The 16427-nt window shown below is 66.6% G+C and carries 13 protein-coding genes; 9 read left to right on the top strand and 4 right to left on the bottom strand.

Annotation, left to right across the window (positions count from 1 at the left end; translation table 11 throughout):
- Positions 1 to 387 precede the first annotated feature (387 nt).
- Positions 388 to 1083 (bottom strand): FadR/GntR family transcriptional regulator, encoded by a 696-nt coding sequence (locus tag TF1_RS00880; RefSeq protein WP_061783520.1) that lies wholly within the window; start codon positions 1081 to 1083, stop codon positions 388 to 390.
- 129 nt (positions 1084 to 1212) lie between these two features.
- Here TF1_RS00880 and TF1_RS00875 point away from each other — a divergent pair, with 129 nt between their 5' ends.
- Positions 1213 to 2427 carry a CynX/NimT family MFS transporter gene (locus tag TF1_RS00875; protein WP_011291809.1) on the top strand — a complete coding sequence of 405 codons (1215 nt, stop codon included), beginning with the start codon at positions 1213 to 1215 and terminating at the stop codon, positions 2425 to 2427.
- Positions 2428 to 2446: 19 nt separating this feature from the next.
- Here TF1_RS00875 and TF1_RS00870 read toward each other — a convergent pair whose 3' ends face one another.
- Both TF1_RS00870 and aceA read right to left on the bottom strand, forming a co-directional pair.
- Complete coding sequence (locus TF1_RS00870; protein ID WP_049754932.1) at positions 2447 to 3265, bottom strand: CPBP family intramembrane glutamic endopeptidase; 819 nt, start codon at positions 3263 to 3265, stop codon at positions 2447 to 2449.
- 562 nt (positions 3266 to 3827) lie between these two features.
- Entirely contained in the window at positions 3828 to 5117 is a 1290-nt protein-coding gene (gene aceA / locus TF1_RS00865; protein ID WP_011291811.1) for an isocitrate lyase, read from the bottom strand.
- A 216-nt stretch (positions 5118 to 5333) separates the two neighbouring features.
- Here aceA and TF1_RS00860 point away from each other — a divergent pair, with 216 nt between their 5' ends.
- The gene (locus TF1_RS00860) at positions 5334 to 6770 is read left to right on the top strand and encodes a helix-turn-helix transcriptional regulator (protein WP_016188622.1); all 1437 of its coding nucleotides are present in this window, start codon (positions 5334 to 5336) and stop codon (positions 6768 to 6770) included.
- A gap of 134 nt (positions 6771 to 6904) precedes the next feature.
- Positions 6905 to 8134, top strand: a complete 1230-nt coding sequence (locus tag TF1_RS00855) for an acyl-CoA dehydrogenase family protein (protein WP_011291813.1) — start codon at positions 6905 to 6907, stop codon at positions 8132 to 8134.
- 636 nt (positions 8135 to 8770) lie between these two features.
- Here TF1_RS00855 and TF1_RS00850 read toward each other — a convergent pair.
- Entirely contained in the window at positions 8771 to 9346 is a 576-nt protein-coding gene (locus tag TF1_RS00850; protein WP_016188623.1) for a hypothetical protein, read from the bottom strand.
- Positions 9347 to 9809: 463 nt separating this feature from the next.
- Between TF1_RS00850 and TF1_RS00845 the strand changes: the two genes are divergently transcribed.
- The 6 genes from TF1_RS00845 (at position 9810) to TF1_RS00820 (ending at position 16326) form a co-directional block, all read left to right on the top strand.
- Positions 9810 to 10526 (top strand): hypothetical protein, encoded by a 717-nt coding sequence (locus tag TF1_RS00845; protein WP_011291815.1) that lies wholly within the window; start codon positions 9810 to 9812, stop codon positions 10524 to 10526.
- Between the two features lie 90 nt (positions 10527 to 10616).
- Positions 10617 to 11744 carry an acyltransferase gene (locus TF1_RS00840; RefSeq protein ID WP_051122463.1) on the top strand — a complete coding sequence of 376 codons (1128 nt, stop codon included), beginning with the start codon at positions 10617 to 10619 and terminating at the stop codon, positions 11742 to 11744.
- Positions 11745 to 11748: 4 nt separating this feature from the next.
- Positions 11749 to 12387, top strand: a complete 639-nt coding sequence (locus tag TF1_RS00835) for a TetR family transcriptional regulator (RefSeq protein WP_011291817.1) — start codon at positions 11749 to 11751, stop codon at positions 12385 to 12387.
- A 52-nt stretch (positions 12388 to 12439) separates the two neighbouring features.
- Positions 12440 to 12838 (top strand): MerR family transcriptional regulator, encoded by a 399-nt coding sequence (locus tag TF1_RS00830; RefSeq protein WP_011291818.1) that lies wholly within the window; start codon positions 12440 to 12442, stop codon positions 12836 to 12838.
- Positions 12838 to 13821 carry an aldo/keto reductase gene (locus TF1_RS00825; protein ID WP_061783519.1) on the top strand — a complete coding sequence of 328 codons (984 nt, stop codon included), beginning with the start codon at positions 12838 to 12840 and terminating at the stop codon, positions 13819 to 13821. The genes TF1_RS00830 and TF1_RS00825 overlap by 1 nt, the downstream gene beginning before the upstream one ends.
- 324 nt (positions 13822 to 14145) lie before the next feature.
- On the top strand, positions 14146 to 16326 hold the full coding sequence (locus tag TF1_RS00820) for an anthranilate synthase component I (RefSeq protein ID WP_016188629.1): 2181 nt from the start codon (positions 14146 to 14148) through the stop codon (positions 16324 to 16326).
- The last annotated feature ends 101 nt before the right edge of the window (positions 16327 to 16427 follow it).

Below are 16427 nucleotides of genomic sequence, written 5' to 3'. Positions count from 1 at the left end.
GCGGCGCCGCCACACCACGCCCAAGCCCAAAGCCCGCGCTCTGACCGTGGCGCCGCAGCTTACCCTGCCGCACCAGCCTCCAGCCGCCCCGCTCCGGCGCGGGCTCACCAGGCCGCGGCCCGGCTGGTGCACTCGGGGGAACACGATCCGACCCGGAAAAAGACACAAGGCGGCCCGCGGAACACCACCGCGCACCCCACCTGCGCGCCCGGAACCAGGGCACGCCCCCGCGGGAGGGCACGACAGTGCGGAGTGTTGCAGGCGACATCCCGGCCCCTGCGGGCCGCCGTCAACACTCGGTCGTCGCGAAACCGCCGCGAAAAGCCATAGCGGAAAAAGGGGGGAACAGGGGGAGGGAGATCACACAGCGCAGGCCACTGGCCGGGGCTACGACGACGCAGCAGCCTGGTTGACCAAGTCATCCAGGTAGCAGGCGGCCTCGCGGAGCGCACGCTCCGTGTCACCCGCCCGGATAGCCTCGGCCAGCCGCTGGTGGTCTGAGGCCGGCTCCTCCGTGGCCGTTTCCGGAGTCTCCTCGTACACCATGTGCGCGATGCTGTCGTAGACCGCCTGGGCGATGTCGTCGTACAGCTCGATGAGCAGCGAGTTGTGGGTCGCCGCCACCACCGCCTTGTGGAACGCGAAATCCGCTTCCACAAACGCCTGCATGTCACGGGCGTGCCAGGCGGACGTCCGTTCGCCGAGCGCACGGTCAATCGTGTCGAGGTCCTCCTCGGTGTGGCGGACTGCCGCCAGCCGGGCCGCCTCCAACTCCAAGGCCCGACGCACCTCGAAGTTCTCCCGCAACTCGGAACGCTTCAACCGGCGCCGCAGGGCGCCACCCAGTTCGCTCGACGAGCGAACAAAAGTGCCCGCCCCTTGGCGGATCTCCAACAGGCCGGTGTGGGCCAGCGCCCGCACCGCTTCACGTACCGTGTTACGACCGACCTCCAGCTGATCCGACAGTTCGGCCTCGGTAGGGATGCGGTCGCCGATTGACCACTCGCCCGAGTCGATCTGAGCTTTCAACTGGGTAATGACCTGGTCAACAAGTCCAGTGCGACGTGTTGAGGCGAGGGGCACGCTCTACCTCCTAGGGGATGTTCGTTACCGCCGGAGCTTAGACCAAGTCTCTCGCGAGAGAGTGGCTCTTGGCGACCGGTACGTTACCCTCGAGGGGATATCCGGTCATCCCACCAATCCAGGGAAGCTGTGGCACCACACCCGACGCCGACCCGCCGCGCCCGCTGGCACCTGGCCGCAGGAATCGTCCTCGCCGCCCTCAACCTGCGCACCGCCATCACCAGCATCGGCCCGCTGCTCACCGAAATCACCACCGACCTGCACCTGACCCCGGTCACCACCGGGCTGCTCACCACCCTGCCCGTCCTCTGCTTCGCCGGCTTCGGCGCCCTCACCCCCGCCCTGCAGCGCCGCTGGGGCGACCACCACGTCCTCCTCGCCGCCCTCGCCGCACTCACCCTCGGCCTCGCCAGCCGCGCCCTCGTCACCGACCCGTGGCTGTTCCTCGCCCTCAGCACCCTCGCCCTCGCCGGCGGCGCCGTCGGCAACGTCCTCCTCCCCACCCTCGTCAAACAGCACTTCCCCCACCGCGTAGGCCTGCTCACCGCCGCCTACACCACCGCTATGGCCCTCGGCACCACCCTCGCCGCTGCCGCCACCGTCCCCCTCGCCACCGCCTTCCACGGCAACTGGCGGCCCGCACTCGCCAGCTACGCCCTGCTCGGCTTAGTCGCCACCATCCCCTGGGCACTGGCCTTGCGTAACGAACCCCGACGCCACCCCGGCGACCAGCCGATCAGCATCCGCACTGTCCTCACCACTGCCCTCGGCTGGCAAAGCACCCTGTTCTTCGCGACCCAGTCCGCCATCGCCTACATCATGTTCGGCTGGTTCGCCCACTTCCTCCGCGACCACGGCATGCCCGCCCCGCACGCCGGACTCGTCCTCTCCTACCTGACCGCGCTCGCGATCCCCACCTCACTCGCCGTCCCCGCCGTCGTCGCCCGCATGCGCAACCCCGTCCTCCTCATCGCCCTCTTCGTCACCTGCTACCTGGTCGGCTTTGCCGGACTCCTCACCGCTCCCGTCACCGGCGCCTGGCTGTGGGCCACCCTCATCGGCATCGGCATGTCCTCCTTCCCCCTCGCCCTCACCTTCTTCGGGCTCCGCGCCCGCAGCCCTCACGGCACCGCAGCCCTCTCCGCCGCCACCCAAGGCGTCGGCTACCTGCTCGCCGGAACCGGGCCGTTCCTCTTCGGCCTCCTCCGCGACCTCAGCGGAGACTGGCGGCTGTCCATTGGCCTGCTCGTCGCCCTCACCTTCGCCCACGGCGGCTGCGGCATCCTGCTCAGCCGGCCCCGCCACATCGAAGACGCCGTCGTGCCCAGCCCAGTCGCCCCCTGACCGGCCTCCCCCGGCCGGCTCACGCCCCCGGCAGCCAGCCCACCCGGCCGATGACATACACCGACCCCACAAACGCCACAATGTCGATCACCGAATGTGCCACCACCAGCGGCATCACCCGCCCGTACCGGCGGTAGAACCAGCAGAACACCACCCCCATCACCAGGTTGCCGACAAACATGCCCACCCCCTGGTAGAGGTGGTAGAGCGCACGCAGCCCCGACGACGCCGCCACCGCCCGCACCGGCGACCAGCCCAACTGCTCCAACCGCAGCAGCAGATAGCCGACCACCACAACCTCTTCCAGCACGCCGTTCTTCACCGCTTGCAACACCAGGACCGCGTGCTGCCACCAATGCCCGTGCAACGCACTCGGCGCGATAGGACGATTGATCCCCCACTGCACCGACACCAGGTAGACCACCAGACCGCCCAAGCCGATCCCCGCGGCCAGCAGCACCCCCCACCCCGCGTCGAAACCGGGACGGCGCAGATCAAAACCGATCGTCCGCGCAGAATCCCCCGACCGGTGCAGCAGGTAGACCACCAACGCCACCGGAGCGAACGCGAACAGCAGCCGGTAGGCCTGCCACGACAAGTCCAGCCACGGACGCTCCGCATCCGCCGCTGACGTCACCAGGCTCGCCGTCTGCTCCGACAGCGCTTCAGGCGCAGTCAGCGCACCCACAAAAGAAATCGTCGCGGCCACAGCCGACGCACCCAACGACAGCGCTAACACACACCAGACCTCCACCCCGAGCATCCGGCGGGTCAGCACACCAGGAGAAGTCCGACCAGCAGCACCACTGCCAGCCGGGTCCAGCGTCGGTTCGGCCATGGTCGAAATTCTGCCAGTGTCCCGACACCACCCGCCCACCGGCAGAAAAAGGAGGCCGGTCTCGCGGGTGACACGGGAACCGCGAGACCGGCGGGTGGACGTCCGTCCCACCCGCGCCCCAGCCACGAAAGCGGGGGCGGGACGGACGCCGGGGAAGACCGGGATGTCAGTGAGCCGCTGACCACCGGTCTTCTGCCGGGCCGGTCTCGCGGGTGACACGGGAACCGCGAGACCGGCGGGAGGGCGTCCGTCCCACCCGCGCCCCAGCCACGAAAGCGGGGGCGGGACGGACGCCGGGGAAGACCGGGATGTCAGTGAGCCGCTGACCACCGGTCTTCTGCCGGGCCGGTCTCGCGGGTGACACGGAAGCCGCGAGACCGGCGGGTGGACGTCCGTCCCACCCGCGCCCCAGCCACGAAAGCGGGGGCGGGACGGACGCCGGGGAAGACCGGGATGTCAGTGAGCCGCTGACCACCGGTCTTCTGCGGGGGAGAAAGGTCGAGGGGGATGCATCGGGTGGGGGAGGAGGCCACCCGATGCACCCAGAGGGGGATAGGGGGTGTTAGTTGAACTGCTCCTCTTCGGTGGATCCGGTCAGAGCCGTCGTGGAAGCGTCCGGCGAGATCGTGGTGCTGATCAGGTCGAAGTAGCCGGTGCCGACCTCGCGCTGGTGCCGGGTCGCGGTGTAGCCGTCGGCCTCGGCAGCGAACTCCGCCTCCTGCAGCTCCACGTAGGCGCTCATGCCCCGAGCCGCGTACCCCTTGGCCAGGTTGAACATCGAGTAGTTGAGCGAGTGGAAGCCCGCCAGGGTGATGAACTGGAACTTGTAGCCCATGTGGCCCAGCTCGCGCTGGAACTTGGCGATGGTCGCGTCGTCGAGGTGACGCTTCCAGTTGAACGACGGCGAGCAGTTGTAGGCCAGCAACTGGTCGGGGTACTTGTCCTTGATCGCTTCGGCGAACTGGCGAGCCACCTCCAGGTCCGGCGTGGAGGTCTCCATCCACAGCAGGTCGGCGTAGGGAGCGTACGCCAGGCCGCGGGCGATGCACGCTTCCAGGCCGTTGCGGACCCGGTAGAAGCCCTCCGGAGTGCGTTCGCCGGTGATGAAAGGCCGGTCGCGCTCGTCGATGTCGCTCGTGATCAGGGTGGCAGCCTGCGCGTCGGTCCGCGCAATGATCAGCGAAGGCACCCCGGCCACGTCGGCAGCCAGCCGCGCCGCGTTGAGGGTCTTGATGTGCTGGCCGGTCGGGATGAGGACCTTGCCGCCCAGGTGGCCGCACTTCTTCTCGGAGGCGAGCTGGTCTTCCCAGTGCACGCCAGCCGCACCCGCGGCGATCATGGCCTTCATCAGCTCGTAGGCGTTGAGGACACCGCCGAATCCGGCCTCCGCGTCGGCGACGATCGGCGCCAGCCAGTACGGGGCGTCCTCGTCACCCTCCGACCAGGAGATCTGGTCTGCGCGCAGCAGCGCGTTGTTGATCCGCCGCACCACCTGCGGAACCGAGTTGGCCGGGTAGAGGCTCTGGTCGGGGTAGGTGTGCCCGGACAGGTTGGCGTCGGCTGCGACCTGCCATCCGGAGAGGTAGATGGCCTTCAGGCCGGCGCGGACCTGCTGGACAGCCTGGTTACCGGTGAGCGCACCGAGGGCGTTGATGTAGTCCTCAGTGTGGAGCAGCTCCCACAGGCGTTCTGCTCCCAAACGGGCCAGCGTGTGCTCCTCGGTGACCGAGCCGCGCAGCCGGATCACATCCTCAGCGGAGTACGTCCGCTTGACGCCCTTCCAGCGCGGGTTGGTCTCCCACTCCTTTTGGAGAGCCGCGCTGGCTTCCTGCTGACGACCGGTGATGCTCATGGTCTTCCCGCCTTAACGAGTCTGATCCCCTGGTAAGTCCACCGGCTGGAGAGCCCCCGCACCAGGTCAAACGTGCGGTGTGCGGTTCGTTCCCCGCCGGTGATCACCATTCTTTGCAAACTTCCACGGTTTTTCGAGCGGGATTCGGGTGAAGATTTGCGATTTTTTCTCTAGCATGAACGCATGCCGTACTTTGGGACTGAAGAAATACCGACTTTGCCAAGTGACCTAGATCTCGTCACCTTTGGCCAGCGGCTGCGCCACCTCCGCCGCGCCCGCAACATGACCCTCGCTGAACTGGGAGAACGCGTAGGACGCGCCCCGTCCCAGCTCTCCCTGCTGGAAAACGGCAAGCGGGAACCCAAGCTCTCCCTGCTCACCGCGCTCGCCAAAGCCCTCGACGTCTCTGTGGAGGAGCTCCTCTCCCGCCAGCCCCCCAGCCGCCGCGCCCAACTAGAGATCGCCCTCGAAGAAGCCCAGCGGGACCCCCTCTACCAGTCCCTCAACCTGCCCCACCTCAAAGTCGGCAAGCGCGTCCCCAACGACGTCCTCGAACACATCGTCACCCTCTACGAGGAACTCAAGCGGCGCGCCGCCAAACCCACCACCACGAACGAGGAAGCCCGCCGCGCCAACGCGGAACTCCGCCGCCTCATGAGCGAGCGCGACAACTACTTCCCCGAGATCGAAAAAGCCGCGCGGGAAACCCTCGAAGCCGTCGGCTACCAAGGCGGGGCACTCTCCCAGGGCATGATCCTCGCCATCGTCGCCCACCACGGATTCACCCTGCGCTACGTCCCCGACCTGCCCCGCTCGGTGCGCTCAGTCACCGACACCCGCAACCGCCGCATCTACCTCAAGCGGGAATCGCTGGGCATGCACACGCCGCGCACCATCCTGCTGCAGACCCTCGGCCACTTCGTCCTCGGCCACACCCCGCCCCGCGACTTCGCCGACTTCCTCCGCCAACGCGTGGAAGCGAACTACTTCGCCGCCGCGGTCCTCATCCCCGAATTCACGGCCGTCCCGTTCCTCACCGAGGCCAAACGGCAACGCGACCTGTCCGTCGAAGACCTCCGCGACGTCTACGCCGTCTCCTACGAGATGGCCGCCCACCGGTTCACCAATCTGGCCACCCGCCACCTCGACCTCGTCTGCCACTTCATCCGCAACGACGAGACCGGCATCATCTACAAGGCCTACCAAAACGACGGGCTGATCTTCCCCACCGACGACACCGGGGCCATCGAAGGCCAGCGCCTGTGCCGCTACTGGGCGGGCCGCCAAGTCTTCGCCTCCCCCGACCGCTATTCGATCTACTACCAGTACACCGACAAACCCAACGGCACCCACTGGTGTGTGGCCCATGTCGACCCCAGCCGGGAACGCAACTTCGCCATCACCCTGGGCGTGCCCTACAAGGAATCGCGGTGGTTCCGCGGCCGGGAGACCACCAACCGCACCAAATCCGAGTGCCCGGTCGGGGAATGCTGCGTGCGGCCCCCCTCGGAGCTCGCCTCCCGTTGGGAAGGCAACGTCTGGCCGTCGGCCCGCGCCCACTCCCACGTCCTGGCCGCCCTGCCCACCGGCCAATTCCCCGGCGTCGACGAGACCGACGTCTACACCTTCCTCGAAAAATACGAGACCGCATAAGGCCACAACCCGGCCGGATACAGCAGCCAGGGGTGGTTCCGGGACCCGCCGGAACCACCCCTGTTTCATGACCCCGCTAACATGTTACCGTTGGTAACACCTATCGTCTACCACCCCACACGAAGGACACCGTCATGACCGACGAGACGCCCGCATCCTTCAGCCTCGAACTCAGCGAAGACCTCATCCACATCCGCGACTGGGTCCACGAATTCGCCCGCGACGTCATGCGCCCAGCCGCCGCCGAATGGGACGAACGCGAAGAAACCCCCTGGCCGATCCTCCAAGAAGCCGCCAAGATCGGCCTCTACTCCCTCGACTTCTTCGCCAACCAGATGTTCGACCCCAGCGGCATCGCCATCCCCGTCGTCTACGAAGAGCTGTACTGGGGCGACCCCGGCATCGCGCTCGCCCTCACCGGCACCACCCTCGCCGCCGTCGCCGTCAGCGCCAACGGCACCCAGGAGCAAATCCTGGAATGGACCCCCCAAATGTTCGGCACCCCCGACGACATCAAACTCGGCGCCTTCTGCGTCTCCGAACCCGACGCGGGAAGCGACGTCGGCGCCATCCGCACCCGCGCCGTCTACGACGAAGCCAAAGACGAATGGGTCCTCAACGGCACGAAGACCTGGATCACCAACGGCGGCATCGCCGACGTCCACGTCGTCGTCGCCTCCGTCGACCCGGAACTCGGCACCCGCGGCCAAGCCAGCTTCGTCATCCCGCCCGGCACTAAAGGCCTCTCCCAAGGCCAGAAGTTCAGCAAACACGGCATCCGCGCCTCCCACACCGCCGAGGTCATCCTCGACGACGTGCGCATCCCCGGCCGCTGCCTGCTCGGTGGCAAAGAGAAACTGGACCAGCGTCTTGCCCGTGCCCGCGAAGGCCGCCGCTCCAAGGGCCAAGCCGCCATGAAAACCTTCGAAGCCTCCCGCCCTGCCGTGGGAGCCATGGCCGTGGGCTGCGCACGCGCCGCCTACGAATACGCCCGCGACTACGTCCGCCAGCGCGAACAGTTCGGCCGTCCCATCGGCGACAACCAAGCCGTCGCCTTCACCCTCGCCGACATGGCGACCCGCATCGACGCCGCCCGCCTGCTGGTGTGGCGCGCCTCCTGGATGGCCCGGTACGGAAAAGAATTCGCCAACGCCGAAGGCTCCATGAGCAAGCTGTACGCCAGCGAAACCGCTACCTGGGTCACCCAGAACGCCATCCGACTGCTCGGCGGCAACGGCTATACCCGGGACTACCCGGTGGAACGCTGGCACCGCGACGCCACGATCTTCACCATCTTCGAAGGCGCCTCGGAGATCCAGCGTCTCATCATTGGTCGCGCCATCACCGGACTGCCGCTGCGCTAGCCGAGGCAAAGCAGCAGAGCCAGGGGAATCGGCGGGACGCGAGCAGAGAAGTGGACGGCAGCGGACAAGGAAGCCGAATACTTCTCCTCGTCCCGCCGGCTTCCTGACCCATGATGTCGCCGGTGCTGTGCCGCCTGTGGCGGATTTTCTCAGGGAACACCGCCACAGGCGGCTTTTTGCTGCATGAGGTGAGTGTGCTTTCCAACTCACGAAGAATAGAGACTGGCGCGGCTATCCGACTTCTGGTGCAGGTCGTCGACGGTGATTGATCTGAACAAGATCTTTGCGCAGCACAGGAAAAGAGCCCCTCGAAGAGAGGCTCTTGACTAGCCGATTTTTAGGAGCAAGTTTGCTGAGGGCTGCGAGAAAGATATCTACGACTGCGTTCCTCGTTGAATGCCGGGGAGGGAATCGTACTCACTGAGATGGTTGTCCTCGAGAGGAAACAATTCGGGTAGACATGCGGCAGGCACTGTCCCGGACGAGGAGACCGAGGCAGAAAATGTGTCCGCAGCCTTGGGCAGTGAAGCAACCGCTGCATGAGCACAGGTGTGGTGAGGTATGCAGGGCTGAGGCCACCAGGCCCTTAGCAGAGCTGGCGTGCCAGGGCATCGACCGTGTCGCTTCCCCTCGGAATTAGGCGGCGAGGAAGTCGAGGACGAACCCGGTGAGGAAGAGCGGGACAGCGATGGCGCGGACAGTGCGGTCCAACCGGTCATGCTCCAAAACCCAGGCGGCGGCCTGGGCAGCCCGTCCAGTGATCGAAAGAAAGTCGAACAGAAACAACACTATTCCCGCAATACCCCACCAAGCGAAGAACAGCCACACAGGTTCCCCGTCGTAGAGCACGATGAGGAGAGCGGACGTCAAGCTTAATACCGAGGATGCGATGATCCCCACGTACAAGAGGCGCGTTGTTACGGGGAATTCTCTCCACATCTGGGAGCGGTGGCGACCTGTGTGCTTCACCCGGTCGGCGTAGGCACGAAGCCGCTCGGGGCCTATCGCGTCGAGCACAATGGTGACTCCCGCGAGGAACGTGAGCAATTTTCCAGCACGGGAGAGCCACAGGATGGAGACGCCGTACAAGGTGTGGTCTGTGAGCTGGTTGCCCGACCACCAAAGGTTCCAAGCTTCGACGATGGTGAGGTCCACGGCAGTACGGTAGCCGCCGTATGGGGTATTGGTGGTGATTTGGTCAACTATGACCATGCTCAAGTAGCTGATAAGGATCTCGTTAGTTCTAGGTTGTCTGTGGCTGTAGAGGAATTTTTTGTGCTTTTGTTCTTTTGTTTGATTTTTGGGAAGTGAATGAAATCAGCATGCCGCGCTGGTAAACTCGCAGGTCATGTAGTGTGCTCCCCGCGTATGCGGGGATGGTCCCTCGGTAGGGAGACCGGTGCAGCAGTTCCCTGTGCTCCCCGCGCAGGCGGGAGTGTGATTCGTCAACGGCCTCGTCCTCACCGAAAACCGACGTGCTTCCCGCGCGTGCGGGGGTGTGATGCCAGCCTCCGGCAGCGAGAGCTGGCATCACCCTGATACAGGTTCCCTTCTCACAGGCGGCTCCGGCTTCTTTCGCCTGGTGTGAGAGTGTGGCTGTGTCCGATGAGCAGCTTCTGTCGGTGAGAAGGGAGGCAGGGGCGCCGCTTCCTATTGAGAGCGCGCCGCACACAGCATGGCCGAAGCCGCGAACGTCACCACTGATTTCACAATCGACGCCCGATTCAACGGGCCGCCCACCTCAGCTAACGGCGGCTACATCTCCGGTCGTCTCGCCCAGTACGTGGACGCTCCCGCCGTCCGTGTTCGCCTGCGGCAGCCGCCGCCGCTGCAAACCCCCATGACGGTGCGCCGCAGCCCTGATGGGGGAGTTCACCTCCTCCGCAGTGAACAGCTCGTGGCTGAAGCCATCCCCGCCGACGTGCCGCAACAGCACCTCGACCCAGTGCCGCCCGCTGTCGCGGAGCAGGCGAGCGCAGGCTACCGGGGATACCGCAACCACCCGTTTCCCACCTGTTTTGTGTGCGGGCCGGAGCGGAGCACCGGTGACGGGCTGCGCCTGTTCGCTGGGCCGCTCGGCGGTGACCCGGAAGCGGACACGGTGGCCTGTGCGTGGACGCCGCCCGCCGATCCCGCAGGGCTGCCACTGGTGTGGGCTGCGCTCGACTGTCCGGGAGGCTGGTCGGTTGACATTACCGGGCGTCCCATGCTGTTGGGACAGATGACCGCCGCCGTTTTCGCGGACCCCCGTCCCGGGGAGCGCCACGTTGTCCTCGGACGCCTGCTCGGCGTCGAAGGACGCAAAGTATTCACTGCCAGTGCCCTCTACGACGCGCAAGGAACCGAGCTGGCGCGTGCCGAAGCGGTGTGGATTCGTATTCCACAGCAGTGAAACGACAATTCCGTTTCCCTGGGACTTTGATGAGAATCTGATAACGGTACGATCTCGGAACGTTTGTTGTTGTCGATCACCGGGTGTGCCATGACCGTTCAGACTTCTCGTTCCCCTCAGCCTCCCGTCGTATCGCCACGTTCCGTCACTAAAGCGACACCTGTAGAAACCGTCTGGCTTGATGTGGCCCGGATCGCGGCCATCACCGCTGTGGTCGTGTTGCACGCCGTCGCCGTGGTGGTCACCCGCCGCTACTACAGCGACATCGGCACGGCCACCTGGTGGACCGCGAACGTGGTGGACTCGTTGATGCGCTGGTGTGTTCCCGTGTTCATCATGATCAGCGGGGCACTGCTGCTCGCGCCGCGCCGGGAAGGCTTGCGCTCCTTCTACCAGCGGCGGTTCAACCGGATCGGGATCCCCCTGGTCGTGTGGAGTGTCGTCTACCTGTCCATCGACCTGTTCGTGAAACAGGCGAGCGACTGGTCGGACGCGCTGAACCGGGTCTTGGCGGGCAAGCCCTCCGTGCACTTGTACTTCCTGTTCGTGCTGGCCGGGCTGTATGCGCTCACGCCTTTCCTGCGGGTGCTCACCGCCCATGCCCCGCGGCGCATGCTGTGGTGGGCAGCAGTGTTCCTGACCGCGGTCGGAGTGGCGGACCAGGCGATCTCCGACTTTGCGGGGATCGGTGAAGCCAACGCCGTCACCCGCTTCCTGCCTTTCCTCGGCTACTACCTGCTCGGTTACCTGCTGCGCGACTGCGAACTGGGCAAGCGGGGCATGTGGGTGGCCGGAATGGTGTTCGTCGCGGCTGCTGCTGCCACCACGGGCATTGTCGGGGCGACCGCGGTGGCCTACGGGGAGTGGAACACGCAGGCCGCCTACGCCTACGACTATCTTTCCCCGACTGTCCTGGCCATGTCGGTGGCGTTGTTCCTGCTGTTCAAACCGCTTGCTGGACGGTGGCGGCGGTTCACCGCCCCCGACCGGGACACGACGGCGGCCCGCCGTCGGCTGCGCACTCTCGCCGATCTGAGCTTCGGGGTGTTCCTCATCCACCTGGTGCTGCTGCGGGAGCTGCGGTCCCTCACCGGGATTCCCGAGCACCCGGTGGGCATGGTGGCGACCGTGCTCGCCCAGGCCGCTGCCGTGCTGGTGGTCAGTTTTGTCCTCACCGCCGTGCTCCGCAGGATTCCCGGGCTGCGCGCTACCGTGTGAGGCTGTGAACCCTGATCCACTGCCCCCGGTGACTGCGCGGGGTGGACGCGCCTCCCGCGGCCGCGACCCCCGTCGGCGCCGCGCGATCCTGGATGCTGCTGACGCTGTCATCCAACGTGAAGGTCCTGATGCCCCCATGGCCGCGATCGCGGCCGAGGCGGGAATCAGCAAACCCATCCTGTACCGCCACTTCGGCGATAAGAGCGGCCTCTACCGTGCCCTCGCGGAGCGGCACGTCGACCCGCTCATGGAGCGGGTGCGGGAAAAACTGCGGGAGCCCGCCGAACTGCGTCCGCGGGTGCGTGCCACCGTCGGCACCTACCTGCAGATGATCAGCGAGAACCTCAACCTCTACCGTTTCCTCATGCACCGGGCTACCGCGGAGGATCCGCGTACCCGCGGCGATGTGAGTCTCATGGTGCGCCGGTTCGGCAAGGAGTTCGCGGACACCCTGGTCGCTGAACAGTACATCAGTGATCCGGTGCGCGCCGTGATCGTGGCGCACGCGGTGATCGGCATGGTGCAGGCGACAGGGGAGTGGTGGCTCGACCACCCGGAGATCCCCTACGAGGACGTGATCGAAAGCCTCACGGACGCGGTGGTGGGCGCGGTGACCAGCGAATGTGCTGCGCCCGCCTCATGAATCCCGGCCGGGACTTGACCTGGAGTGCACTCCACCCTTCAGGCTGTGACCCATGACCGACTACTACACCCCCGGAGAGGTGGCCCGTCGGCATGGGCTGAGCCTGGACACTCTGCGGTATTACGAGCGTGAAGGTCTGCTCGCCCAAGTGGAGCGCTCCCCTGCCGGGCATCGCCGGTATCGGGCAAGTGATGTCGAAATGCTCGACCTGGTGCGTTGCTTGCGGGACACCGACATGCCGATCGCCCGGTTGCGTGAGTTCGCGGAGCTTGTCCGCGCGGGCGACCATACGATCCCCCAGCGTATCGAGGTGCTCGTGGAGCACGATGCGCAGTTGACTGCGCGTATCGCTGAGCTGCGCCGCCGTCAGGAAGCGATCCGGCACAAGATCGACTACTACCGGGGTGTGCTTGCGGAGAACCGTTCGGACACGGAAGAAGAGGGGCGTTGATGCGTTACACCACCATCGGCAGTGGGGAGCGGGCACGGCAGGTCAGTGTGATCTGCCTGGGAGCGATGAAGTTCGGCAGCCAGGTCGGTGACGCGGAGTCGTTCGCGATCTTGGACCGTTTCGTGGAGCGGGGCGGCACCTTCATCGACACGGCGAACAACTACCAGTTCTGGGTGGAGGGGTTCACGGGGGACGAAAGCGAAACCCTGCTGGGCCGGTGGCGGGCCGCGCGCGGGATCACCGACGAAGTGCTCATCGCCACCAAGTTCGGCGCCCGCCCGCGCACGCCGGGCGGAGGGTTGGCTGACGCGGAAGGCTTGTCCGCGAAAGCGGTGCGTGCCGCGGTAGCGGGGAGCCAGCAGCGGCTCGGCATGGACCGGCTGGACCTGGTCTACCCGCACAGGGAAGACCGTTCAGTGCCCTTGGAGGAAACCTTGGGCGTGCTGGCCGAGCTTGTCGAGGAAGGCCAGGTGGGGCTGGTGGGGGCGAGCAACCACCGGGCGTGGCGGTTGGAGCGGGCCCGGAGGCTCAGCGATGACCGGGGCTGGCCCCGCTACGAGGTTGCCCAGTTGCGGTACAGCTACCTGCAGCCCCGCTTCGATATTCCGCTTCCGGAAGCCGGGCACATGCATGCCACCGTCGACCACTTGGACTACGTCGCTCAAGAGAACCGGGACGGTCGGCCGCTCGCCCTGGTCACCTACACGCCGCTGCTGTATGGGGCGTATGTGCGTGCTGACCGGACGCTGTCCTACCCGTATGAGCATCCGGGCACTGCGGCGCGGCTGAAGGTGCTGCGGGAGGTGGCGGCGGAGTGCGATGCGACCCCCAACCAGGTGGTTCTGGCCTGGTTGATGGGCGGGGACCCGGCGATCATCCCGCTGGTGGGGGTCAGCAGCGTGACGCAGCTTGATGAAGCTTTGGACGCGGTTGACGTGGAGTTGACCGCTGAGCAGCGGTCCCGGCTCGACCACGCGGGGTGAGCTGCGGGGAGTTCTGTACTGCGGTGCGGGAGACGTCGTCCCCGGGGCCGGGCGGGTGTGTCGACTGGGCCCGGGGACGGGTGCACGGTGCAGACGAAAAAGGGAAAATCACACCGCTCCGTGGGCTCCCATGAACCGTGTGTTACACGCTACACTTCTGCGCATGCGACCGGCACTGACTTTCCAGCAGTGGTGGCGCCGCTGGTAGGCGGCGCTTCTGGTTCGCATTCCTGAGACCTGGCGACCGCCCGGACCGGCGGTCGTTTCTGTTGTCCGCGGTTCGGGCGCTGACAGCAACCAGACCAGCCCGAAAAGGACCAGCCCGTGGACGACAACTCCTACACCACCAGTGGTGGTATCACCGTGCACCGCACGGCAGTGCCGTGCGATCCCCGTGCGCTCGCCGATCTGACGGTCAACGTGGAACAGCGCCGAGGCGGCGTGCTCTCCTCCGGGATGGAGTATCCCGGCCGCTACAGCCGTTGGCATTTGGGATACGTGGACCCGTGCCTGGAAGTTGTCGCGCGCGGCCGCACGATCGGGGCGACGGCCCTCAACGACCGCGGCCGTGTCCTGCTGCCCGCGGTAGCCCGGGCGCTCACCGCGCACGGCGCGGTGGTGGAGCACACCGACGACACGGTCGCTGTCACGGTCCCTGAACCGGATCCCACCGAGTTCTTCACTGAGGAAGAGCGCAGCCGCCGGCCCAGTGTTTTTTCTGCGCTCCGCGCCCTCGTGGGCGTGTTCTTCCACGCGGAAGAACCCCACCTGGGGTTGTACGGGGCGTTCGGCTACGATCTGGCGTTCCAGTTCGAACCGATCGAGCAGGTGCTGCCGCGCGACCCGGAGGACCGGGACCTGGTGTTGCACCTGCCCGACGAGATCATCGTCCACGACCGGAAACGGGAGATCTGCCAGCGCTACTCCTACGACTTCACGCTGCCGGAGGAGTTGCGCGGCCCGGCAGGGGCGACCACGCGGGGCCTGCCACGCCGCACCGAGCCCACACCCCCGGTGACCCCGGCTGCCGAGGTGCCGCCGCAGCCGGAACCCGGGTCGTATGCGCGGATCGTGGCTGAGGCCAAGGAGCGGTTCCGCCGCGGCGACTTGTTCGAAGTGGTGCCCAGCCACCGCTTGTACGCGCCGTGTGCGTCGCCTGCGCGGTTCTACGAGCGGCTGCGGGAACGCAACCCTGCCCCGTACGAGTTCTTCCTCAACCTGGGGGAGGGCGAGTACCTGGTCGGCGCGTCCCCGGAAATGTTTGTGCGGGTCACGGGCCGTCCCGGAGAGGGGCAGCGGGTGGAGACCTGCCCGATCTCCGGCACGATCAAGCGTGGCGCGGACGCGGTCGGCGACGCGGAGAACATCAAGGAGCTGCTGTCGTCCGCGAAGGAAGAGTCGGAGCTGACCATGTGCACCGACGTGGACCGCAACGACAAGTCCCGGGTGTGCGTGCCAGGCAGTGTGCGGGTGATCGGCCGCCGGCAGATCGAAATGTACAGTCGGCTCATCCACACGGTCGACCACATTGAGGGGATTCTGCGCCCCGAGTTGGACGCTATTGACGCGTTCCTCACCCACATGTGGGCGGTGACCGTGACGGGGGCGCCGAAGACGTGGGCGATGCGGTTCATCGAACAGCATGAGAGTTCGCCGCGCCGCTGGTATGGGGGCGCGGTCGGTGTCATCAATTTTGATGGTTCGATGAACACCGGGTTGACGTTGCGGACCGCGCACATCCGGGACGGGGTGGCGACGGTGCGGGCGGGCGCCACACTGCTGTACGACTCTGATCCGGAAGCTGAAGAGCGGGAGACTTTCCTCAAAGCCCGTGCCCTGTTGGAGACCCTCACCGACGAGGGTGAGGAAACCTCCAAGGCTGCGCCTGCGGTGGAGCAGGTGGGGGCGGGGATGCGGGTGCTGCTCGTCGACCACGAAGACTCGTTCGTCAACACGCTCGCGGACTACGTCCGGCGGCACGGCGCCGAGGTCACCACGGTGCGCTACGGGTTCGACCCGTCCCTGCTCGACCAGATGCGTCCCGACCTGGTGGTGCTCTCCCCGGGGCCGGGGCTGCCCGCCGATTTCGCGATGAGCGCGCTGTTGAAGGAGTTGGACGCGCGCGGCCTGCCTGTGTTCGGGGTGTGCCTGGGGCTGCAGGCGATGGTGGAGTACGCGGGCGGGGAGCTGCTCACTTTGGACACGCCGGTGCACGGTAAACCCGGCCGGGTTCGGGTCACCGGGGGCGCGCTGCTGGCTGGGCTGGGAGAGGACGGGGAGTTCACCGCGGCCCGCTACCACTCCGTGTACGCGACCCCGGACCGGGTGAAAGGGTTCGAGGTGACGGCGGTGACGGAGGACGACGGTTTCCCCGTGGTCATGGCGATCGAGAATGCTGAGGCGCGGCGGTGGGCGGTCCAGTTCCACCCCGAGTCGATCCTCACCGGCCGGGTGGGGGAGCAGATCGTGGCGAACGTGCTGCGCTTGGCCAGGGAGAGCAGCTGACCTCGGGGGTACGCCCGGTTGTGCCCGGTCCGCTGCGTTGCGGGGGCGCGTCGTTGCGTAGCGGACCGTCCGGTTTCGGCCATTCAGCGGCCTGAGTGGGC

The sequence above is a fragment of the Thermobifida fusca NBRC 14071 = JCM 3263 genome, assembly GCF_001592045.1.
Taxonomy (GTDB): Bacteria; Actinomycetota; Actinomycetes; order Streptosporangiales; family Streptosporangiaceae; genus Thermobifida; species Thermobifida fusca.
The sequence above is the reverse complement of the archived record's forward strand: the minus strand, read 5'-3'. Positions and strand labels throughout refer to the sequence as shown.